This window comes from Bradyrhizobium sp. HKCCYLS20291, from assembly GCF_051167715.1.
Taxonomy (GTDB): domain Bacteria; phylum Pseudomonadota; class Alphaproteobacteria; order Rhizobiales; family Xanthobacteraceae; genus Bradyrhizobium.
In genome coordinates, this window is the sequence record NZ_JBNPTO010000031.1 from 1 (window position 1) to 19,994 (window position 19,994).

The following is a 19,994-nucleotide window of genomic DNA, read 5'->3' on the forward strand; positions in this document are numbered from 1 at the left end:
CCTGTGGTACCTGCCGCCTGCATTTTTTTCGCAGGCGGGCCACGGGCGCGGCCAGCGCCCGGCCTTCCCTGCGCCCTCTGTTATTCGAGGGCGGTGAGTTTCAGCACAGCTCGGGCGCATCGTGTCGCGAGGACGAAGGCGCATGTCTTGAACTCTGTCCCGGAGGCAACGCCCGCGCGTCAACCTCAACTGTCGTCCCGGACAAGCGCGAAGCGCGCCGATCCGGGACCCATAACCACAGGGTTCAATTGTTTTGCACGGGACTCTCGGCCTGCCTGTTTCAGACATCACGCGGTATGGGTCCCGGCGTTCGCCGGGACGACGCCGGTGGTGTGACGCGCGATGGGCCATTGCAAAGGCTGGCGTCATGTGGCGCCAAGTCCCGGAGATCTCAGTCGTTGCAGGCGCGCTCGCCGTTACCGACCTCCAGCTCCGCTCAATCCCTCCGCCCCGGCGTCTGAATGAATCCCCTGTTCCAGGTCGGGCTGATCAGGATTTCATTGACGCACACCCGTGGCGGCAGGCTCGCCACGAACGCGATGGTGCGGCCGAGGTCCTCGGGCTGCAGCATGCGGGCCTGCTCCTCTGCGCTCGGCACCACCGGGCGCTGCTCCAGGATCGGCGTGGCGACCTCGCCCGGCATCAGGCAGCAGGCGCGCAAGCCGTTCGCACATTCCTCCATGTTGAAGGAGTGCGTCAGCGCCAGCACCGCATGCTTGGTCGAGGTGTAGGCCGGGCCCGGCATCTTCGAGACGTGACGGCCGGCCCAGGACGAGACGTTGATGATGGTGCCGTCCTGCTGCCTGCGCATCGCCGGCAGCACCGCCTTCATGCAGTACAGCACGCCGTTGAGATTGATCTCGACCAGCTGGTTCCAGCCGTCCAGCGTCATGTCGTTCCAGCTCCGCTTCGGCACGTTGACGCCGGCGGAGTTGACCACGAGATCGATCCGGCCGTGCCGCGCCAGGATGGCGTCCGCCACCGCCTGCACGTCGGCGGCCTTGGCGACGTCGAGCGGAACGGCCTCGGCCACCCCGCCATTCGCCGCCACCTTCGCCACCACGGCCTCCAGCGCCGCCTTGCGCCGGCCCGACACGATCACGGTCCAGCCCTCGGCCGCCAGCGCCAGCGCGCCGGCCTCGCCGATGCCGGTGCCGCCGCCGGTGATCCACGCGATCCGTTTCCCCTTGGTCATATCGTTGCGTCTCCCGTTGCCTTCGAAAGGGCGTTTTTGCTAGAGCAGCCTCGAACAGAGACGGCCATCCTGGCGGCGCCGCCGCTGCCATCCGCCGTCCGGCCCTTTTCGTCTTCGTCGAGCCCGATGTTCCGCCGGCTGAAACAGCCGGCCCGGCGGTGCTCTTGAGGGGAATGTTGCATGAACCAAGCCGTCAACGCCAATTTGTTCGCCCGCCTGTTCGATGGCCTCGACGATCCCAGCCGTCTCGCGATCGAGACCCATGACGGCCAGCGCATTAGCTATGGCGACCTCGTCGCGCGGGCCGGGCAGATGGCGAATGTGCTGGTAAGCCGGGGCGTCAAGCCGGGCGATCGCGTCGCGGCGCAGACCGAGAAATCCGTGTCGGGCCTGGTGCTCTATCTGGCGACTGTGCGCGCCGGCGGCGTCTATCTGCCGCTCAACACCGCCTATACGCTCAATGAGCTCGACTATTTCATCGGCGACGCCGAGCCGACGGTCGTGGTTTGCGATCCTGCCAAGGCGGAGGGTATCGGCGCGCTCGCGGCCAAGGTCGGCGCCAAGGTGGAAACGCTCGATGCGTCGGGCAGGGGCTCGCTGACGGACGCGGCGGACAAGGCGGACAGCGCGTTCACGACCTTGCCGCGCGGCGCGGACGATCTCGCCGCCATTCTCTATACTTCGGGCACCACCGGCCGATCCAAGGGCGCGATGCTGTCCCACGACAATCTCGCCTCGAACTCGCTGACCCTGATCGACCACTGGCGCTTCACCAAGGATGACGTGCTGATCCACGCGCTGCCGATCTATCACACCCACGGCCTGTTCGTGGCCAGCAACGTGACGCTGTTTTCGCGCGCGGCGATGATCTTTCTGCCGAAGCTCGATCCCGACCTGATCATCAACCTGATGGCGCGCGCCACGGTGCTGATGGGCGTGCCGACCTTCTACACGCGGCTGCTGCAGAACCCGCGGCTGTCGAAGGAGACGACCCGCCACATGCGTCTCTTCATCTCCGGCTCGGCGCCGCTGCTCGCGGAGACCCACCGCGAATGGTTCGCGCGCACCGGCCACGCCGTGCTCGAGCGCTACGGCATGACCGAGACCAACATGAACACGTCGAATCCGTATGACGGCGAGCGCGTGCCCGGTGCGGTCGGCTTCCCGCTGCCCGGCGTGTCCGTGCGCGTCACCGATCCCGAAACGGCCAAGGAGCTCGCGCGCGACGACATCGGCATGATCGAGGTCAAAGGCCCGAACGTGTTCAAGGGCTATTGGCGGATGCCGGAGAAGACGAAGTCCGAATTCCGCGACGATGGCTTCTTCATCACCGGCGATCTCGGCAAGATCGACAGCCAGGGCTACGTCCATATCGTCGGCCGCGGCAAGGATCTGGTGATCTCCGGCGGCTTCAACGTCTATCCGAAGGAGATCGAGAGCGAGATCGACGCCATGCCGGGCGTCGTGGAGTCGGCCGTGATCGGCGTGCCGCATGCCGATTTCGGCGAGGGCGTCACCGCCGTCGTGGTGCGCCAGCCCGGCGCCGACATCAGCGAGGCCGGTGTGCTCAAGGGCCTCGATGGCCGGCTCGCCAAGTTCAAGATGCCCAAGCGCGTGTTCGTGGTCGACGAGCTGCCGCGCAACACCATGGGCAAGGTGCAGAAGAACGTGCTGCGTGACCAGTACAAGGACATCTATACGAAGTGACGGAGACGCGATGACCGGGCGGATGACGCGCGAGCAGGCCGAGGCGATTCAGCATCATCTACTCGATGCCTCGCGCGCCCTCGGACGCGCTGCGTCCGCCCTGGTCGATGTCGAAGACGACGAGAGCGGAGCGCTGTCGGCTGCGATGGTCGATGTCTCATCGCGGCTCTATCGGGATCTGCTCCAACCTGTCTACGCGCGGTTCCCCGACTTGGCTGTGCCGATGCAAGTCGTCGGGACAGTCAGGCATTTGCGTTGGGAGGATGTCGCGCTGCCGCCGTCCATCACGGAATCGGATCTCGATGGTCTCATCTTTTCGCTGCTGAAGCCCGGCTGGATCAATCTAGCGGTGATCCTCGTCTTGGCATCGCGGCGATGCGAGGAGCTGTCCTGGCCGCTGAATTTTGCGGAGATCGCTGCGCGGATCCAGGCGCTGGTCGACGCTGGCCGCATCGAGCATGAGGGCGATCTTCAAAGGTTGGGTGCAGGCGACGTGCGGCTGCCAGCCTTGAAGGACGAGGGCCAGGATGGTGGACGGACGAACGATCTCGGCCGGTGATAGCTCAGCGCTGCCGACAGAGCATGAGACCCGCGAGCGCGGCCAGCGGCGGCGCGGCGCAGATCAGCACGAATTCGAGCACGGCAAGCCACGCGATCTCGTGCTGAATAGCCAGCGCCAGGCAGGCGGCGAACAGTCCGGCTGCGGTGAAGCCGAGGATGCAGGTCAGCGGCTCCTCGGCCGGCTCTTGCGACGACACCTTGCGCGCCGGCAGCGCCGCCGGGCGTTCGGGTGTCGTCGGTCTGACCGTTTGAAGCGGCATCGGCGTGCCCCTGCACCGCGAGGTTTGTTGCGACTTGGCGAGATTAGGCCGCTTCGGCGTCCCCGGACATGCGGCAAAATGGACCCATGCCGTGCGCCTTTCCTTGCGCCGTCGGCCACGAGGAACGCGTGGGCCAGCGGTGATTTGCCGAAACAAGGGGACGAAACCGGAGCGCCGTTGGGGACTGATTGTCCCGCGAATCGCTCCGGTCAGGTTTGCAGATTCACGGGCCTTACGGGCCTCGCGTCTGCAAACCCGATACGGCGAAGACCGTAGTTAAGCGGTGAATCAATGACCTAGGATTGGCGCTATTTTACAGCTCGGACGTGGTCGCCGCGGCTTCAGCGGAGGGATAGAAATGAACCGAAATTCGCAACGAGGGCAGGTTGATAGGGTCTGGTATACCACGGCGGCGATTGGTCCTTTTTCCACTGCCGCCGTAGTACTGAATCGCTGTTCGGTTTCCAGCCATTTGGCCGTTGCAACACCTGTTCCTTCTCCGTAAATAAAGCCCGCCTTGCCGATCCACACGGCCGCAAGCCCCTTCCGTTCACGGCCCACAAGAAATCATCAAAGCAACCAATGACAGCCAGGATCGAACGACCGCTTTCGCCGCATCTGCAAACCTACCGCTGGACGCTGACGATGATCTTGTCGATCGTCCATCGCGCCACCGGTGTTGCACTTTATTTCGGGACGCTGCTGCTGGCCTGGTGGCTGATCGCCGCCGCGTCCGGTCCAAGCGCCTATTCCTATGTCCAGGGCTTCATGGCGAGCTTTCTCGGTCGCCTGATCGTGTTCGGCTACACCTGGGCGCTGCTGCACCATCTGTTGTCCGGCATCCGCCACTTCGTCTGGGACCTCGGCTACGGCTTCAAGCCCAATGAGCGCGAGACGCTCACCTGGGGTGCACTGATCGGCGGCATCTTCCTGACCGTTCTGGTGTGGATCGTGGCTTACGCAGTGGGAGGCGGCCGATGAGCGACGCACGCGCGAAATCGATGCGGACCCCGCTCGGCCGCGTCCGCAACCTCGGTGCGGCGCATTCCGGCACCGGTGATTTCTGGCGCCAGCGCATCACCGCGGTCGCGATGACCCTGCTGATCGTGCCGGTCGTCGTGGTGGTGATCATGCTGCTCGGTCGCAATCAGGCCGGCGCCGCGCAGATCCTCGGCTCGCTGCCGATCGCGCTGATCATGCTGCTGTTCGTGGTCGCGAGCTGCTGGCACATGAAGATCGGCATGCAGGTGATCATCGAGGACTACGTCCATAGCGAGCCGATCAAGCTCGTCGCCGTGATGGCCAACAACTTCTTTGCCGTGACCGTGGCGATCGCCTCGATCTACGCCCTCATCAAACTGTCCACTGGAGTCTAGCGAATGGCCGGCGGAGCAAATGGCAGCGCGAACGGCGCGCCCGCGACGAACGGAAAAGCCTATCCGATCGAGGACCACACCTACGACGTCGTCGTGGTCGGCGCCGGCGGCGCCGGTTTGCGAGCCGTGGTCGGCTGCAGCGAAGCGGGCCTGCGCACGGCCTGTATCACCAAGGTGTTTCCGACCCGCTCGCACACCGTCGCGGCGCAGGGCGGCATCTCGGCCTCGCTCGGCAACATGCACCAGGACGACTGGCGCTGGCACATGTACGACACCGTCAAGGGATCGGACTGGCTCGGCGACCAGGACGCGATCGAGTACATGGTGCGCAACGCGCCCGACGCGGTCTATGAGCTCGAGCATTGGGGCGTGCCGTTCTCGCGCACAGAGGACGGCAAGATCTACCAGCGTCCGTTCGGCGGCATGACCATGGACTACGGCAAGGGCCAGGCGCAGCGCACCTGCGCCGCCGCCGACCGCACCGGCCACGCGATGCTGCATACGATGTATGGCCAGTCGCTGCGCCATGCTGCGGAGTTCTTCATCGAGTTCTTCGCCATCGACCTGATCATGGACGACCAGGGCGTCTGCCGCGGCGTCATCGCGATCAAGCTCGACGACGGCACGCTGCACCGCTTCCGCGCCCAGACCACCATCCTGGCGACCGGCGGCTATGGCCGTGCCTATGCCTCCTGCACCTCGGCGCACACCTGCACCGGTGACGGCGGCGGCATGGCGCTGCGCGCCGGCCTGCCATTGCAGGACATGGAGTTCGTCCAGTTCCATCCGACCGGCATCTACGGCTCAGGCTGTCTGGTGACCGAGGGCGCACGCGGCGAGGGCGGCTATCTCGTCAACGCCGAGGGCGAGCGCTTCATGGAGCGCTATGCGCCGTCAGCCAAGGACCTCGCCTCGCGCGACGTCGTCTCGCGCGCAATGACCATCGAGATCCGCGAAGGCCGCGGCGTCGGCAAGAAGAAGGACCACATCTTCCTGCATCTCGACCACCTCGATCCGAAGGTGCTGCAGGAGCGCCTGCCGGGCATCTCTGAATCCGCCAAGATCTTCGCCAATGTCGACGTCACCCGCGAGCCGATCCCGATCGTGCCGACGGTGCACTACAACATGGGCGGCATCCCGACCAACTATCACGCCGAGGTGCTGACCAAGAAGGACGGCGACGACAACGCCATCGTCCCCGGCCTGATGGCGGTGGGCGAGGCGGCCTGCGTCTCCGTGCACGGCGCCAACCGGCTCGGATCCAACTCGCTGATCGACCTCGTCGTGTTCGGCCGCGCCGCCGCGCTGCGGCTCGCCGAGAAGCTGACGCCGAACGGCAAGCAGCCGGATCTGCCGAAGGATTCCGCGGATCTCGCGCTCGGCCGTCTCGACCGCTATCGCTACGCCTCCGGCGGCACGCCGACGGCGAAGCTGCGCGAGAGCATGCAGCACGTGATGCAGACCAATTGCGCCGTGTTCCGTACCGGCGAGGTGCTGCAGGAAGGCCACAACCTGATCCACAAGGTGCATGGCGGCGTCAGTGACATCGCCGTGTCCGACCGCTCGCTGGTGTGGAACTCGGACCTGATCGAGACGCTGGAGTTCGACAACCTCATCGCGCAGGCGGTGGTGACGATGGACTCGGCCAACAACCGCACTGAGAGCCGCGGCGCACATGCCCGCGAGGATTTCCCGGATCGCGACGACAAGAACTGGATGAAGCACACGCTGGCGTGGCTCGACAACAAGGACGGCAAGACCACGATCGATTTCCGCCCGGTGCACAACTACACCATGACCAACGACGTGCAGTACATCCCGCCCAAGGCACGCGTCTACTGATCGCGCGTGTACTGAGCCCCGTCCGTCAAAAGCAAGAAGGCCTCCCGAAATGGCTGAGTTCGCACTTCCGAAGAATTCGCAGATCACCGGCGGCAAGACCTGGCCGAAACCGGCCGGCGCCACCGAGGTTCGCGAGTTCAAGGTCTATCGCTGGAATCCGGACGACGGCAAGAATCCGAGCGTCGACACCTTCTATGTCGACGTCAACGATTGCGGTCCGATGGTGCTCGACGGCCTGATCTGGATCAAGAACCATATCGATCCGTCGCTGACCTTCCGCCGCTCCTGCCGCGAAGGTGTGTGCGGCTCCTGCGCGATGAACATCGACGGCCAGAACACGCTCGCCTGCACCAGGTCGATGCACGACGTGAAGGACGGCGCGGTGAAGGTCAATCCGCTGCCGCACCAGCCGGTCGTGAAGGACCTGGTGCCTGATCTCACCAACTTCTACGCGCAATACGCCTCGATCGAACCGTGGCTGAAGACGACCTCGCCGACGCCGCAGAAGGAATGGCGGCAGAGCCACGAGGATCGCGAGAAGCTCGACGGCCTCTACGAGTGCATCCTGTGCGCCTGCTGCTCGACCTCGTGCCCGAGCTACTGGTGGAACAGCCAGCGCTATCTCGGACCGGCGGCGCTGCTGCAGGCGAATCGCTGGGTCAAGGACAGCCGCGACGAGGCCACCGGCGAGCGGCTCGACAATCTCGAGGATCCGTTCCGGCTGTATCGCTGCCATACCATCATGAACTGCGCCAAGGCCTGCCCGAAGGGGCTGAACCCGGCCGAGGCGATCGCCGAGCTCAAGCTCAAGCTGGTCGAGCGGCAGATCTAGCCGCCGGACGTTCGCTACGAATATCGCCAGATGCTCCTCGGAATCGGGTGGTGTCTGGCTGGTAGCGATCGCCAAGCAGGCTACATCGATGCGTCGATCACCGCTGTCCCTGCTGTTCGATCTGCATCGCCTCGATCGCGATCTCAAGCGGCTGCCCTGCCCGCTCTGCAAGGCGGATCAGCCGCAACAGGTCCTGAGCCGCGACCGCTATTTCCTGCGTGTCGATCTCTCGATCTGCCAGGTCTGCGGCGCCATCTATCTCGCGCGCGGCCTGACCGGCGCGGCCGCACAGCGCTTCTACCGTGACATCTATCAGCGCCTGATGGCGGCCGAGAACCTCTCGCCCCCCGCCCTCGGCCAGGCGCGGCTCGCCGCCGGCTATCGCGTCAACGCGATTCGCAACGTCGTCGGCGCTCTTGATGACGTGATCGACATCGGCGCCGGCCACGGCTTCTTCCTGGCGGCCTGCCGCGACGCCGGCAGCGCGAGCTTCTGGGGCATCGAGCCCGGCGGACCGCAGCGTCGCTACGCCGAGGACCAGCTCGAGCTGCGCGGGCGCGTCGGCGGCGGCGATTTCACCTCGCCGGAGGGCGCGCCGTTCCAGCCGGCCATCGTCACCCTGTTCCACGTCCTGGAGCATCTCGAAGATCCCGGCGCGACGCTCGACACGATTGCCGGCTGGCTGCCGCGCGACGGCTGGCTGGTGATCGAGGTCCCCGACCTCGCGCGATGGTCGGAGATCGGCCTGAACTACGTTCATGTGTCGCATCGCAGCTACTTCACCGCCGCCACGCTGACCGGCCTGCTGACCCGGCATGGCTTTCGCGTCCACACCGTGCAGCAGGAGCTCTACGGTATCCATCCGACCAATCTCCGAGTCTTCGCGCGGGCCGGGGGTGCCGAGCCGACGGCGCTCGCCGTGCCGGATGCGCTGCGGCTGCGCGACGAGATCCGCCGCCAGATGCAGCCGTGGCGGCTCGCGGACGGCTATCCGCGGGTGGCGCGGCGGCTCGGCAAGCTCGCCCTGGCCGGCCGATGACCTGATCTATCGCGATCGCGCGGCCAGCACCTCGCGATAGACATCGAGATGGGCGTCGGTCATCCGATCGGCACCGAACATCGCCAGGCAGCGCTCACGCGCGTGCTGCCCCATCGCCGTCGCGAGCTCCGGCTCGTCGTGCAGGCGACGCATCGCCGCCGCGAGCGCGCGCGGGTCCGCTGGCGGCACGACGAGCCCGGTCAGGTCGGCGATATTGACGTAGCTCGTGCCGGTGCCGATCTCGGTCGAGATCATCGGCTTGCCGTAGAGCGCGCCCTCGAGCAGCGCCACGCCAAACGCTTCGGACCGCAGATGCGACGGCAGCACCACGGCGCCGCAGAGCGAGAGAACGGCCGCCTTGTCGGCCTCCGACAGGCTGCCGAGGAAGGTGACGTGCGGGGCTCCGCGCGCCAGCCGTCGCAGGCGGCCCTCCATCGGGCCGGCTCCCACGATCACCGTCGGAAGCCCGGTCAGCCGGGCGGCGTCGATCAGGAACGGCAGGCCCTTGTAGGCCCTGAGCACGCCCACGAACAGCACGAAGCCCTCGCCCAGCCGCTCGCGCCACGACCTCACGGCCTGTGCCTCGGGCTCGGGGTAGGATCGCGGATCGAGCCCGATCGGAATCACGCTGACCTTGTCCACATAGGCCTGCAGCATCTCGCTCGTCAGCAGATAGTTCGGCGAGGTCGCAACGATGCGATCCGTATGCGTCAGGAAGCGGCGCGCCAAGGGCCGGTAGAGGCGCAGCAGCTGCTTCTGCCGGACGATGTCGGAGTGATAGGTGACGACGCTCGGTCTGTCCTTCGACAGCGCTAGATGCAGGGCATCCATGAACGGCCAGGGATAGTGGAAGTGCACGATATCAGCGTCGCGGGACAGCTGCTGAAACCGGCGCGGTGCAGCGAGGGAGAAGCCGGTCGAGGCGATTTCGAAGCTCTGAGGGACGCGGTGAATGCGATAGCCGTTGCGCTGCAGGTCGGGCAGGTCGCCGGAGGCGGGCGACAGCGCCAGAAGATCGACCTGCACGCTGCGGCGGGCCAAGCCGGTGGCGAGCTGGTCGATGACGAGCGGAATGCCGCCGATCGTCTCGGGCAGACAAGCCTTGTAGACGTGCAGGACCTTCATCGGCGGCGGGCCCTCGTCATGCCGCCAGCTCGCGATAGGCCGCGCCGGTCAGTTGCGCGCAGCGCTCCCAACTGAAGCGGGCGGCACGGTTGAGGCCACGCGCGCGCGCCTGCTCTCGCCATGTCTCGTCGTCGAGTCCCTGCGCGATGGCCTCCGCGAGCGATCGCGGATCATGCGGCGATACCATCCTCGCTGCGTCACCCCCGGCCTCTGCCAGCGCCGGCGCATCGGAGCATACGACCGGCACCCCGGAGGCCATCGCTTCGAGCGGTGGGAGACCAAACCCCTCGTACAGCGAGGGATAGACGAACAGCCGTGCGCCGGCCATCAATGCCGGAAGCTGCCGGTCCGGCACGTAGCCGAGATAGATGAGCCAGCCGTCGCGCACAGCCCTTGAGATCTGTCGATGAAGATCCGCACTCTCCCAGCCGCGATCTCCGGCCAGCACGAGCGGGCAGCGCTGGCGTTGCTGCGCCGGCAGACTCGCGAACGCGTCGAGCAGAACGGTCAAATTCTTGCGCGGCTCGACGGTCCCGACCGAGAGGCAATAGCCGCCAGGCTGCACGGGCAAACCGGACAACGCCGCCTTCAGCGCGGCAGGCTCGTGGGGATGAAATTCCGGCCCGATGCCGAGCGGTGTGACCCTGATCCGGTCGGGATCGACGCCAAGAACCCGCGTGATCTCGGCCTTGGAGAATTCCGACACGGTCAGGATTCGCGCCGCGCGGCGCACGGCCAAGGCGACCTCCTTATGCATGTAGCGCACGCGATCAGGCCGGTGATACTCGGGCGCGGTGAATGCGGAGACGTCGTGGATGGTCACGATGCTGCGGCCGGGGAACACCGGGAGATAGTAGTTCGTGCCGTGGAAGATCGCCTCGGCGTGGCCACGCAGCGCCCGTGCGCGGCGGAGGCCGAGCTGATGCCGATACACAGCGGTCGGCAGGCTGAAGCCCGACAGCGCGTTGCGCAGGACCGGAACGAAGGGATGACCCGCGGCGGGGACGGGCAACGCATCGAGATGGCGGCTGCCTTGCATGAATGTCAGCGAGACGCCCGACTGCCGCGCAAGCGCGCGTGCCAGCTCGAGCGTGTAGCGTCCAACACCGGTCATCGGCTGACGCACCGCGTCGACGGTATAGATCACCTTCACCGGATCGCCCGCCGGTCTTGGCTCGCACACCCGCCTCCGCGAGCGGGTCCCGTGAGCTTGCGCAGGCCCCAGAGCACGGGCCGCAGCACGGGATAGGCAAAGCCGAGCCAGCGCGGCAACCGCATCCGCTTGATGTCGTCGCTGCTCGCCAGCGCCACCTGCGCCTGCGACCACCAGTGACGCCAGCCGCCGCGCAGGGCGAAGTGAGACAAACGCACGCGGGTCATGCCGAACGCCGTGTTCTCCAGCTCGGCCTCCCCTCCACCCGCCGTCATCGCGGCGAGCGCCACTCTGCCGAGCCTGCGCACCGCGCGATCCTGCGCCAGTACCTGTCGCGTGGCCGGGTCGAGCGGCGTCTCGAGCAGCTCGGCTGCGAGCCAGAGTGCCTGACCGACGGGACGCCGAAGGCCGATCTGGTCAGACAAGGTCAGGAGCCGCTGCGGCAGGTCGGCGCTGCTACTGAGGAGTACGTCGATATCGGCCAGCCACTTCAGGCGGCTCCAGGCGTGCAGCCCGCCGTGCAGACAAAGATAGGCGAGGAGCGTGTCGCCGCCCAACGTGCGCAGCGTTCTATCGCTGCCGATGCCGACGTCGCTCCAGCTCAGCTTCGCAGCCAGCAGATCGCCCAGCGCGGCATTCGGACATAGCCGCCAGTGCAGCTCGATCAGGATGCCGCTGTCGCGGTGGCGAAACTCCCATTCATTGAGCCGATGCGTCCACGCAGCGATATCGCCGCCCGGAAGCTCTCCGGCTGCAACGTAGCCAAGCTGCTGCAGCACATCAGTAGCACGTGCGAGGTCAGTGGGAGCGACGAATAGATCAAGATCGCGGCAATAGCGCCGTCCGACGTCGCCATAGAGCTGCATGGACAGCACCGGGCCCTTGAGGAAGCCGAGATCGATGTCCACGGCGCGGAATGCCGCGTCGAGTCGAATCGATTCGCTCGTGAGCACGAGGCCCGTGCGCGCGATCGCGCCGGCTTCCCGCGACAGGATCGCGCGCACGAACTCAGGCACTTCGGCCGCATGCGGCTGAAGGGCCCGATGCGCAAGACCTGCGATCCGATGGCGCTTGATGACGCGTAGCAGTTGCTGCCAATCGTCGACGCGGCCCACGGCACGTTCGACGGCCTGCGCCGACGTCCCGCGGACTGGTGCGCGCGTGCAGGCCAGCGCCAGCTGGAATGCTGCACTTTGCTGCGCCGATGGAGCCGCGAGCGCCCTCATGACGCAACGGCTCCAAACCAGCAGATGTCCGCGTTGCAATCCGTCTCGTCGACAGGAAAGCCCACATCATCAGAGCTTGATACGATGCGAGGCGGCTTACGCGATCTGAAGGTCATATCCGCGGCATCGCCTGCGCAAATCGGGAAACACTCGGATGAATGCGACGCGCAAATAATACCCTTCGCTGCTGTCTCGCGCCTGTCGAGGCCGCCCGCGGAGGGTGGACTTGCGTAGTCCGACTCCATAAGGCACGGAGGCGGGTGACACAAGCAAGGGCCGCCTGCTCCGGATCGATGCGCGGGTTCCCAACTGTACCGGAGTCCGGAATTTTCATGCGCGGCTGTCGGATTCTGAAGGTGCTGCAAACAGCCGAAAGCGGCGTTGCGTGCATACGCGCGGTCGCGTCATGTGCGGCCTGATCGCGATCCGAGGCGGCGACCCCGACCTGCTGCTGCGCGCCGCGCGGCGCGGGCTCGATGCCATCGCACATCGTGGTCCGGATGGCGAAGGTCTTCATGCCTGCGACAGCACCACCATCCTGGCGCATCGCCGGCTGTCCATCCTCGATCTCAGTGCGGCGGCGGCACAGCCCATGGTGTGCCCTGCGACCGGCAACGTGGTGGTCTTCAACGGTGAGATCTACAATTTCCTCGAGCTGCGCGCCGAGCTCGAAGGCCGCGGAGAGCGCTTCCGCGGCGACGGCGATACCGAGGTGCTCCTCGCCGGTTGGCGCATCTGGGGCCGCGACCTGTTCGCCCGCTGCGATGGCATGTGGGCGATCGTGATCTTCGAGCAGAGCTCGGGCGATCTGATCGCGTGTCGTGACCGCCTTGGTGTGAAGCCGCTGTATCTGCACCGCGTCGATCAAAGGATCATGCTGGCCAGCGAGATCGGGGCGGTCGCGGCGATGCGGGGAAGCTATCCTGACCCGAATCCGGGCTCCGTGTTCGATTTCCTGACGCTGGGTCTTTCCGGGCACACCCACGAGACATTCTTCCGCGGCATCGAGACCGTACCGCCGGGCGAGGTCTGGCGCATCGCCAGGGATGGCGTCACGACGTCATGGACCTATCACCGCTGGCCCCGTGTCGGTGAGGCGCCGCCGCTCGTCGCGGCCGATGCGCGCGAGCTGGTTTGCGGTTCCACCGCGCTGCGGCTGCGTTCTGACGTTCCGACCGTGGCGCTGCTGTCGGGCGGCCTCGACAGCTCGATCCTGACGACGACTGCGCTGGCCTGCGAACACCGGCCTCGCGTCACCTTCGCCGGCGCCTTCACCTACGGCTATGCGGATCGGGAGTTCGCACGCTTCGACGAGACCGAGGCGGCCGCGGCATTGATGCGCGGGCTCGGCGCACCAGAGCGCCATCATGTCTGCAGGGGCCGAGCGGTTCCGGATGAAATTGAGCTCGCCGCGCTCGTCCGCACCCAGGAGGAGCCGTTCAGCACGCCCTCCATCCTCGCCAGCTATCGTACCTACAAAGCGATCCGCGACACCGGCTACAAGGTCGCGCTCACGGGCGAGGGGGCGGACGAGGCCTTTGGCGGCTACTCGGCGCGCTACCAGCCCTTTGCCGTGCGCGATGCGCTGCATTCGGCGAACCTGACGGCGGCGCTGCGGCTCCTGCGCCGCGGCGCCCGGGTATCCCTGGTCGCCAACCGCATGGCCTGGGACCTTCCGCTTCCGCTTCTTGCGCGATTGCTCCGCGCCCGTCGCCCAAGCGTCGGCATGATCGCGCGGGAGCTGTGGTCTAAATCGCAGCTGCGGCTTGCTGTCTTGCAGGAGGACATGCGCGTCGACCTGCAGGAGCGGCTGCGGCGCGATGTGCTGTCGACCAGTCTTCCCCAGATCCTGCGCATCACCGACCGCAACGCCATGCGCTTCGGCGTCGAGGTGCGATCGCCCTTTCTCGACTATCGCCTTATTGAACGCGCCCTGGCCACGCCGTCTCAGCAGCTGATGGGATCGGGGCAGGGGAAGGAGCTGTTGCGGCGTGCCTTCTCCCACGACCTGCAGCCACGCGTGGCGTGGCAGAACAAATCCACCGGCTTCGGCCATGCCGAGCAGTTCCTGGTGTCGCGCATGCCGATTGCTCGGCTGCTCGACGATGTGCCGCCGGGACTCGACGCCTTCGTCGATGTCGCGCGGTTGCGAGCGGCCGCGAGCGGCGGCGACCTGCACCCGACCTTCTGGCTGGCCGTCTCGGTCGCGCTTTGGTATCGGAGCATCTATGGCTGAGCTCCATCCCACGCTGCCACGCGCCGAGAAATTGCGGTTCGCGTTGAAACCGGACAGCGGCTGCTGCCGGCTCTGCGGATCCGGCGCTCAGCAGCGGACCGTCGCGCCCGAATCTCATGTCGGCGCCGGCCAGGTGATCCGGCGCTGCGGCGTCTGCGCTGGTGTCTATCTTGCGCCCGATTTCACGGACGACAGTCTCGATCGGTTCTATCGCCACCACTATCGCCGCCTGTTTCCGTTCGAAGCGATGTGGGGCAGTGAGCGGCGCTTCTTCGCTTGGCGCGGGGATCGTGTCGTGGCTGCCTTGCGGTTCGCACGCGTCCAGCCGCATCTGGCGCGCGGGGCGCATCTCCTGGAGATGGGCTCCGGCTTCGGCGCCTTCCTCGGCGCAGCGGCAGGCGTGGACGGCATCCGGCTGTCGGCGACGGAGCCTGATATCACCAATCGGACAAGGCTCATCGGCGGCGCCGACGTGGCGTTCGTGCCGGACATCGACGCCGTGGCCGCTGGTGATCTCGACGTGGTCGTCGCGTTTCACGTGCTCGAGCATCTTGCGGAACCCGGTGTCGCGCTGAAACAAGTGCTGACCGCGCTGAAGCCGGGCGGCCGGGCGTTCTTCGAGGTGCCGGACCTGATGCGCGGCGCGATCTCGCCGAGCCTGTTTCATCCCGCCCATCTCAGCTACTTCACCGTCGCGACGTTGTCGGCGCTGGCCGGCAACGCAGGTTTTCGGATCATCTCCGCAGGTCCGCATCCCGATGGCGGCGTGCTCGCGGACAACATCTGGATCGAGCTGCAAAAGCCGTCAGCCGGCGAGACCGCGACCGCCGCGCCTCCTGCGACCGTGCAGGACATTGCAGCAATCGACGCGCGGCTTGCGGCCGTCGACTGGCAGCCGACGCGGCGCCAGCAGTTGCAGCGCGCCGCCAAGCGGCTGGTGCTGGCGACGGCGGGCCCGGGCCCGATCGGCGAGCTGCAGCGCTATCGACAGCGGCGCGCGTTGCGCCGCGTCGGCTGGACCTGATCGATGCCGTTCGCAGGCTTCGTCGCCGAGCTTCAGCACGCCTATGGCGCTGAAGCCGCGAGCGCGCGGCATGAGATCTTCTTCATCGCACAACGCACATCGTGGCTCGGACCGCGGCCGCGCGCGCTGCTCGCCGCCGTGCGAGATGCACTGCTGTGCCTGATGGCGAACAGCACTTCGGTCTCGGCGGCAGTCGTGATGATCGCGAGTAGGCCTGGCCCCAGCGGCATCGATGCGCTGCAGCCGTTCATGGCCGATCTGGATCGGCGCGGCATCCTCTACGACATCGCCGTTCACCCGCGACTTCGTCGCGCGGTCTCCGGCGCGTCCGGGCCAGGACGCCCGCCATGGTCGGCATGGATGCATGCCTGCCGCGCCTTCGTGCTTACGTTCGAGAAGCCGGACTGGCGCGCGTTCGTCGTCCGCTGCTGCCTGTTTCGGCTGCGGCTGTGGCAGGGCGCGTGGTCACGCACCCTTGGCGCACAGCGCGGCGGCGCTCTGGTGCTGCATAATGATTTCGAACTGTTCTGTGTTGCGGCGCTGCTCGCGGGGGGAACGCGGTGGCACGGTGTCTGCGTGCAGCACGGTCTGCCCACCGATGAGTTCTTCCCGACCAGAGCGCCGCGCCAGATCGTCTGGGGCGAAAGCAGCCGCCGCGCCTATCTCGACAAGGGGACACCGCCCGCGGTCCTGCGCTACGGGCCCCATACGCAGATCGTGACGCGGCAGGACAGGCCGCTGGCGCAGGCGATCGGCCTGGTGTCACAGACCCACACACCCGTGTTCGGCCGCGCGTTGTCTGCGGATTTTCTTGATATCGCCGAGCGTATCGCGGCGCGCTTCGCTGGCCGCGAGCTTGCAATCCATCTGCACCCCGAGGAAGTGCGGCTCGGCCATCCCTATACAAGCGAGCGCCTCGCGGTTCTCTGTCGGCGGCCGCCGCATGCCGAGTTTGGCGGGGACACTGGCCCATCAAAGATTCTGGTCGGGTTCTGCTCGACCGCGCTGATCCAGGCGGCGCAGAACGGCCATCTCGTCATCGGCATGAACTGGCCCGTCACGGCGTCACGACAGGCGCTATCAGTGGGCCGACCGGAGATCGTAGCTGATGATGCCGACCAGCTCTGCGATCTCGTCGATCGGCTGCTGGCCGATCCCGCCGCGCGCGCGGATATGTTGGAGCGGCAGCGGAGCTGGCTGGCGCGCAGCTTCGCCCATGGCGACGACTGGCTGCCGGAGATCCCGGCATGACGCTGCGCCGCGCCTATCTGCTGATCCTCGTCGCCTGGGTCCATCTCGGCGATCTGCTCTCCGCATGGATCTATCAGAGCGGCGCAGTGCCTGCGGTGGCCTACGCGCGGCCGCTCCGTGATGCGATCGTCATCGTCACCGCCGGCCTGTGCCTTGCGACGGCGCGGATGGCGCGCTCGCTCTGGATGCCGTTGCTGGCCTATGTCGGGCTGGCGCTGCTGGCGCTCGCGGCGAGCCTGGCGGCTGCGCTCCCCGCGTCGGTGCTGGTCGGTTCGTTCGGCACGCTGCTGATCCCGGTGCTGTTCTTTCTCGTCGGCTATCATTGCGTCCGCGACACCGCCGACATCCGCGCGCTGGTGGTCTGCCACGTCACGATCGCCAGCTTCAGCGCGGCCTTCGGTGCCTGGGATATCCAGCACACCGAGTTCTGGACCGAGACGATCGGCTTTCCCGCTTACATGGCAGGCATCAAGGGACTGGTGTATGGGGCCGAGCCCGACACCCGCCTTCCCTATAACTTCTTCATCGATCTCGAGCACACACGCCGCGCGGCCGGCCTCGTCGCAGCGCCGTTGGCGCAGGGCATCGTGCTCGCCGTCGCCGGCGTCCTGGTGGTGGCGACGAGGCCTACGCGGATCGGGTTGTGGAGAGCATTGACCTGCGTCGGGCTTGCCGCCGGCGTCTGGATGTCCGGTACACGCGGGGCGATGCTGGTCGGCACCGTCGCCCTCACGGGTTATCTCATGACGACGCCGGCCCTGAGACGACAGCCCGTGCTGCGTCTGCTAGTCGCCTCGACCGTGCTGCTGGGCATCTTCCTGGTGACCCGCAACGTCGTCGACGCCACCATCGATCAGACCGACGGATCAAGTCCCGGTCATTGGGCGGCCTTCCAGCGCAACATTGACGGGTTTCCGCAGATCCCGCTGCTCGGCTATGGCGTCGGCGCGCAGGGCCCGATCGCCGCGCAGTCCGTACCCGTCAGGGTCGGCGGCGGCGAGGGCGCGATCTTCTCGATCGCCTATCAGATCGGCGCGCCGGCCGCGCTGATGCTGCTGGTGTTCTACGCCGTCTGTCTCGTCCGTCTGTGGCGGGCCGACCGCGCGCATCAATTGCCTTACGCGCTGGCGACATTCTGGCTGATGATCGGGCTGGCGACCACCTTCATCACCTCCGATCACCTGCTGGCGGTGTCCGGATCGGCGTCACTGTGGCTGCTCACCGGCGGCGGCATGCGGCTGCTCGCGATGGCGCAAGACGCGGTGTCCGATGCCACCGAGGCGGCAGCATGAGGCGGCCGCGGGTGCTCCACGTTCATCGCGACTTTGCACCGCATCAGGGTGGCGGCGGTGTCGCGCGGCACATCCATGGCCTCGCCACGACGGCGGCCGGGCTCGGCTTCGACGTTCGTGTCGTGGCACCGCGGGCGGCGACGCCCGATGACAGGTGCGACTACGACGTACACGCCGACGCGAGGCGCGGACTTTGGCGCCACGTCGGCTGGGCCGACATCGTCCACGTTCATGGCGCCCGCACGCCGATCACAGCACTCGCGGCATTGCTGGCGCGGCTGCGAGGCAAGCGCCTTGTCTACACGCCGCATTGCTACTACGACGACAAGGCTTCGCTGAAGCAGGTCGCGAAGCGACTCTGGGACCACGTCATCGAGCGCCGCCTGCTTGCCGCGAGCGATGCCACGGTGCTGCTGGCGGAGTTCTGGCGCGATGAGCTGCGTGCGCGCGGGCTCGCTGCGGCCACGCCGGTGATCCTGCCGAACTGCGTGCTGGGCTCCGCCGTCCTGGCGGGTCCAGCGCGCGCCGTCCGGCTGGAGGGTGAGCCATCGCTGCTCTCTGTCGGGCGGCTCGATCCGGTGAAGCGGCTGGAGGATGCGATCGCGGCGCTCGGCCGGCCCGAGCTCGCCCAGGCGGTGCTGCACATCGTCGGGCGCGGCCCCGACCGCGAGCGGCTGGCACACTGTGCGGCACGCGCCGGCGTCGCGGCGCGCGTCCGCTTCCATGGCTTCGTCGCCGATTCCGAGGTCGCGGCGATGGCCGCTGGTGCCGGTTGTTTCGTGCTGCCGTCGGAGGCGGAAGGCGGTCCGACCGTCCTGATCGAGATGCTGCTCATGGGCTGCAGGATCGTGGCCAGCGATATCCCGGCGAATGTCGCGATCCTCCAGGCCGCCGGGTGGACCGAGGGGCTCTATCCGCTCGGCGATGTCGAAGCGCTCGCTGTTACAGCGGCCCGCGTGGCGCAATTGCATCTGCCCGCGGAGGTCACCGCGCGAACGAGAGATCATTTCACCTGGGAGAGCCATGCCGCGCGGATCCTTGCGCTCTATGGACAAACGTCGCCTCGCGCAGACGTCGGGCCAGCAGCGATGAGTGAGACCGATGGTCTCGTCTGAACGCGCATCCCTGCTCGGCTGTTCGGTCGACCTGCTCGGCCGGGCCGAACTCCTCCACCGCGCCATGGAGGCTGGGCTCGGGCGCGCGCCCCGATTGCGGATCGAGGGATTGAATGTCGCCAAGCTGGTCGATGCGCGACGCGATCTCGAACTGCGGCAGGCGCTGGCGCACGCCGAGATCGTCCATGTCGATGGCCAGGGCATCGCCCTTGGCCTCGCCGCCTTCGGGATCGCGAGCGAGCGCTATGCCGGGATCGACCTGATGCAGGACCTTTGCGCGCAGGCGTCGCGAGCAGAGCTTGGCGTCTATCTGCTCGGCGCGCAGCCGGAGATCGTGGCCGCGACCGCGCAGCGCCTGCGCCAGCGCTGGCCGTCGCTGCGGATCGCCGGTCAGCGCGACGGCTATTTCGGCCGGGATGAGGAGCCGGCCGTGATCGATGCGATCAACGCCTCCGGCGCGGCCTTCCTGTTCATCGGCATCAGCTCGCCGAAGAAGGAGATCTTCGTACGCGACAATTGGCAGCGCCTCACTGTTCCCGTGGCGATGGGCGTCGGCGGCTCGTTCGACGTGCTGTCGGGGCGCTTGCGACGGGCGCCGCGTTGGGTGCAGAAGATCGGCATGGAATGGCTGTTCCGATTGTGCCTCGAGCCGCGGCGGCTCCTGATGCGCTACGTCCGCACCAACGCCGTCTACGCGTGGCTGCTGGCCCGCGCGTGGGTGTCGCTGCGGTCAGTCGGGATCAAGGGCGAAGCGCGTTGA

Annotated in this window: 18 protein-coding genes; 13 read left to right on the forward strand and 5 right to left on the reverse strand. The window is 67.0% G+C overall.

The genetic code is table 11. The features are described from left to right. Nucleotides 1-436: 436 nt before the first annotated feature. Nucleotides 437-1,195 (reverse strand): SDR family oxidoreductase, encoded by a 759-nt coding sequence (locus ACQR07_RS36185; protein WP_434906819.1) that lies wholly within the window; start codon nucleotides 1,193-1,195, stop codon nucleotides 437-439. A gap of 180 nt (nucleotides 1,196-1,375) precedes the next feature. Here ACQR07_RS36185 and ACQR07_RS36190 point away from each other — a divergent pair, with 180 nt between their 5' ends. Together ACQR07_RS36190 and ACQR07_RS36195 are read left to right on the forward strand one after the other, a co-directional pair. After that, nucleotides 1,376-2,902, forward strand: a complete 1,527-nt coding sequence (locus ACQR07_RS36190; RefSeq protein WP_434906820.1) for a malonate--CoA ligase — start codon at nucleotides 1,376-1,378, stop codon at nucleotides 2,900-2,902. A gap of 10 nt (nucleotides 2,903-2,912) precedes the next feature. After that, the gene (locus ACQR07_RS36195; RefSeq protein WP_434906821.1) at nucleotides 2,913-3,461 is read left to right on the forward strand and encodes a hypothetical protein; all 549 of its coding nucleotides are present in this window, start codon (nucleotides 2,913-2,915) and stop codon (nucleotides 3,459-3,461) included. Between the two features lie 4 nt (nucleotides 3,462-3,465). Here the strand turns inward: ACQR07_RS36195 and ACQR07_RS36200 are convergent, their stop codons facing one another. Then, complete coding sequence (locus ACQR07_RS36200) at nucleotides 3,466-3,723, reverse strand: hypothetical protein (RefSeq protein ID WP_434906822.1); 258 nt, start codon at nucleotides 3,721-3,723, stop codon at nucleotides 3,466-3,468. Nucleotides 3,724-4,305: 582 nt separating this feature from the next. Between ACQR07_RS36200 and sdhC the strand changes: the two genes are divergently transcribed. The 5 genes from sdhC to ACQR07_RS36225 all read left to right on the forward strand — a co-directional run bounded on the left by sdhC (nucleotide 4,306) and on the right by ACQR07_RS36225 (nucleotide 8,812). Beyond that, on the forward strand, nucleotides 4,306-4,704 hold the full coding sequence (gene sdhC, locus ACQR07_RS36205; protein WP_434866592.1) for a succinate dehydrogenase, cytochrome b556 subunit: 399 nt from the start codon (nucleotides 4,306-4,308) through the stop codon (nucleotides 4,702-4,704). Between the two features lie 20 nt (nucleotides 4,705-4,724). After that, complete coding sequence (sdhD, locus tag ACQR07_RS36210) at nucleotides 4,725-5,099, forward strand: succinate dehydrogenase, hydrophobic membrane anchor protein (protein ID WP_434866659.1); 375 nt, start codon at nucleotides 4,725-4,727, stop codon at nucleotides 5,097-5,099. Between the two features lie 3 nt (nucleotides 5,100-5,102). After that, the gene (gene sdhA, locus ACQR07_RS36215; protein WP_434906823.1) at nucleotides 5,103-6,941 is read left to right on the forward strand and encodes a succinate dehydrogenase flavoprotein subunit; all 1,839 of its coding nucleotides are present in this window, start codon (nucleotides 5,103-5,105) and stop codon (nucleotides 6,939-6,941) included. A 49-nt stretch (nucleotides 6,942-6,990) separates the two neighbouring features. Then, nucleotides 6,991-7,773 carry a succinate dehydrogenase iron-sulfur subunit gene (locus tag ACQR07_RS36220; protein WP_434866590.1) on the forward strand — a complete coding sequence of 261 codons (783 nt, stop codon included), beginning with the start codon at nucleotides 6,991-6,993 and terminating at the stop codon, nucleotides 7,771-7,773. An 88-nt stretch (nucleotides 7,774-7,861) separates the two neighbouring features. Then, nucleotides 7,862-8,812 (forward strand): class I SAM-dependent methyltransferase, encoded by a 951-nt coding sequence (locus tag ACQR07_RS36225; RefSeq protein WP_434906824.1) that lies wholly within the window; start codon nucleotides 7,862-7,864, stop codon nucleotides 8,810-8,812. A gap of 6 nt (nucleotides 8,813-8,818) precedes the next feature. Here ACQR07_RS36225 and ACQR07_RS36230 read toward each other — a convergent pair whose 3' ends face one another. The 3 genes from ACQR07_RS36230 to ACQR07_RS36240 are packed head-to-tail and all read right to left on the reverse strand — an operon-like array spanning nucleotide 8,819 to nucleotide 12,316. Further along, the gene (locus ACQR07_RS36230) at nucleotides 8,819-9,937 is read right to left on the reverse strand and encodes a glycosyltransferase (protein ID WP_434906825.1); all 1,119 of its coding nucleotides are present in this window, start codon (nucleotides 9,935-9,937) and stop codon (nucleotides 8,819-8,821) included. 16 nt (nucleotides 9,938-9,953) lie between these two features. After that, entirely contained in the window at nucleotides 9,954-11,090 is a 1,137-nt protein-coding gene (locus tag ACQR07_RS36235; RefSeq protein WP_434906826.1) for a glycosyltransferase family 4 protein, read from the reverse strand. Continuing rightward, nucleotides 11,087-12,316, reverse strand: a complete 1,230-nt coding sequence (locus ACQR07_RS36240) for a nucleotidyltransferase domain-containing protein (protein WP_434906827.1) — start codon at nucleotides 12,314-12,316, stop codon at nucleotides 11,087-11,089. Before ACQR07_RS36240 ends, ACQR07_RS36235 begins: the two co-directional genes overlap by 4 nt. A 385-nt stretch (nucleotides 12,317-12,701) precedes the next feature. Here ACQR07_RS36240 and asnB point away from each other — a divergent pair, with 385 nt between their 5' ends. From asnB to ACQR07_RS36270, 6 genes are read left to right on the forward strand one after another with little or no spacing between them, the layout of a single operon-like run. Beyond that, nucleotides 12,702-14,552, forward strand: a complete 1,851-nt coding sequence (gene asnB / locus ACQR07_RS36245; RefSeq protein WP_434906828.1) for an asparagine synthase (glutamine-hydrolyzing) — start codon at nucleotides 12,702-12,704, stop codon at nucleotides 14,550-14,552. Then, complete coding sequence (locus tag ACQR07_RS36250) at nucleotides 14,545-15,576, forward strand: class I SAM-dependent methyltransferase (protein WP_434906829.1); 1,032 nt, start codon at nucleotides 14,545-14,547, stop codon at nucleotides 15,574-15,576. The genes asnB and ACQR07_RS36250 overlap by 8 nt, the downstream gene beginning before the upstream one ends. Nucleotides 15,577-15,579: 3 nt before the next feature. Beyond that, a complete protein-coding gene (locus tag ACQR07_RS36255) occupies nucleotides 15,580-16,827 on the forward strand; it encodes a hypothetical protein (RefSeq protein WP_434906830.1) in 1,248 nt (415 codons plus the stop codon). Further along, nucleotides 16,824-18,119 (forward strand): O-antigen ligase family protein, encoded by a 1,296-nt coding sequence (locus ACQR07_RS36260; RefSeq protein ID WP_434906831.1) that lies wholly within the window; start codon nucleotides 16,824-16,826, stop codon nucleotides 18,117-18,119. Before ACQR07_RS36255 ends, ACQR07_RS36260 begins: the two co-directional genes overlap by 4 nt. Next, on the forward strand, nucleotides 18,116-19,234 hold the full coding sequence (locus ACQR07_RS36265; RefSeq protein ID WP_434906832.1) for a glycosyltransferase family 4 protein: 1,119 nt from the start codon (nucleotides 18,116-18,118) through the stop codon (nucleotides 19,232-19,234). The genes ACQR07_RS36260 and ACQR07_RS36265 overlap by 4 nt, the downstream gene beginning before the upstream one ends. After that, nucleotides 19,221-19,994: a WecB/TagA/CpsF family glycosyltransferase gene (locus tag ACQR07_RS36270; RefSeq protein WP_434906833.1), complete on the forward strand. Its 774-nt coding sequence runs from the start codon at nucleotides 19,221-19,223 to the stop codon at nucleotides 19,992-19,994. Before ACQR07_RS36265 ends, ACQR07_RS36270 begins: the two co-directional genes overlap by 14 nt.

Bases quoted from the DNA above. Each gene is read 5' to 3' on its own strand.
- ACQR07_RS36240 (WP_434906827.1), bottom strand. From the start codon at position 12,316: ATGAGGGCGCTCGCGGCTCCATCGGCGCAGCAAAGTGCAGCATTCCAG.
- ACQR07_RS36220 (WP_434866590.1), top strand. From the start codon at position 6,991: ATGGCTGAGTTCGCACTTCCGAAGAATTCGCAGATCACCGGCGGCAAG.
- ACQR07_RS36255 (WP_434906830.1), top strand. From the start codon at position 15,580: ATGCCGTTCGCAGGCTTCGTCGCCGAGCTTCAGCACGCCTATGGCGCT.
- ACQR07_RS36195 (WP_434906821.1), top strand. From the start codon at position 2,913: ATGACCGGGCGGATGACGCGCGAGCAGGCCGAGGCGATTCAGCATCAT.
- ACQR07_RS36230 (WP_434906825.1), bottom strand. From the start codon at position 9,937: ATGAAGGTCCTGCACGTCTACAAGGCTTGTCTGCCCGAGACGATCGGC.
- sdhA (WP_434906823.1), top strand. From the start codon at position 5,103: ATGGCCGGCGGAGCAAATGGCAGCGCGAACGGCGCGCCCGCGACGAAC.
- ACQR07_RS36260 (WP_434906831.1), top strand. From the start codon at position 16,824: ATGACGCTGCGCCGCGCCTATCTGCTGATCCTCGTCGCCTGGGTCCAT.
- ACQR07_RS36185 (WP_434906819.1), bottom strand. From the start codon at position 1,195: ATGACCAAGGGGAAACGGATCGCGTGGATCACCGGCGGCGGCACCGGC.
- ACQR07_RS36265 (WP_434906832.1), top strand. From the start codon at position 18,116: ATGAGGCGGCCGCGGGTGCTCCACGTTCATCGCGACTTTGCACCGCAT.
- ACQR07_RS36200 (WP_434906822.1), bottom strand. From the start codon at position 3,723: ATGCCGCTTCAAACGGTCAGACCGACGACACCCGAACGCCCGGCGGCG.
- sdhD (WP_434866659.1), top strand. From the start codon at position 4,725: ATGCGGACCCCGCTCGGCCGCGTCCGCAACCTCGGTGCGGCGCATTCC.
- ACQR07_RS36190 (WP_434906820.1), top strand. From the start codon at position 1,376: ATGAACCAAGCCGTCAACGCCAATTTGTTCGCCCGCCTGTTCGATGGC.
- ACQR07_RS36225 (WP_434906824.1), top strand. From the start codon at position 7,862: ATGCGTCGATCACCGCTGTCCCTGCTGTTCGATCTGCATCGCCTCGAT.
- ACQR07_RS36250 (WP_434906829.1), top strand. From the start codon at position 14,545: ATGGCTGAGCTCCATCCCACGCTGCCACGCGCCGAGAAATTGCGGTTC.
- sdhC (WP_434866592.1), top strand. From the start codon at position 4,306: ATGACAGCCAGGATCGAACGACCGCTTTCGCCGCATCTGCAAACCTAC.
- ACQR07_RS36270 (WP_434906833.1), top strand. From the start codon at position 19,221: ATGGTCTCGTCTGAACGCGCATCCCTGCTCGGCTGTTCGGTCGACCTG.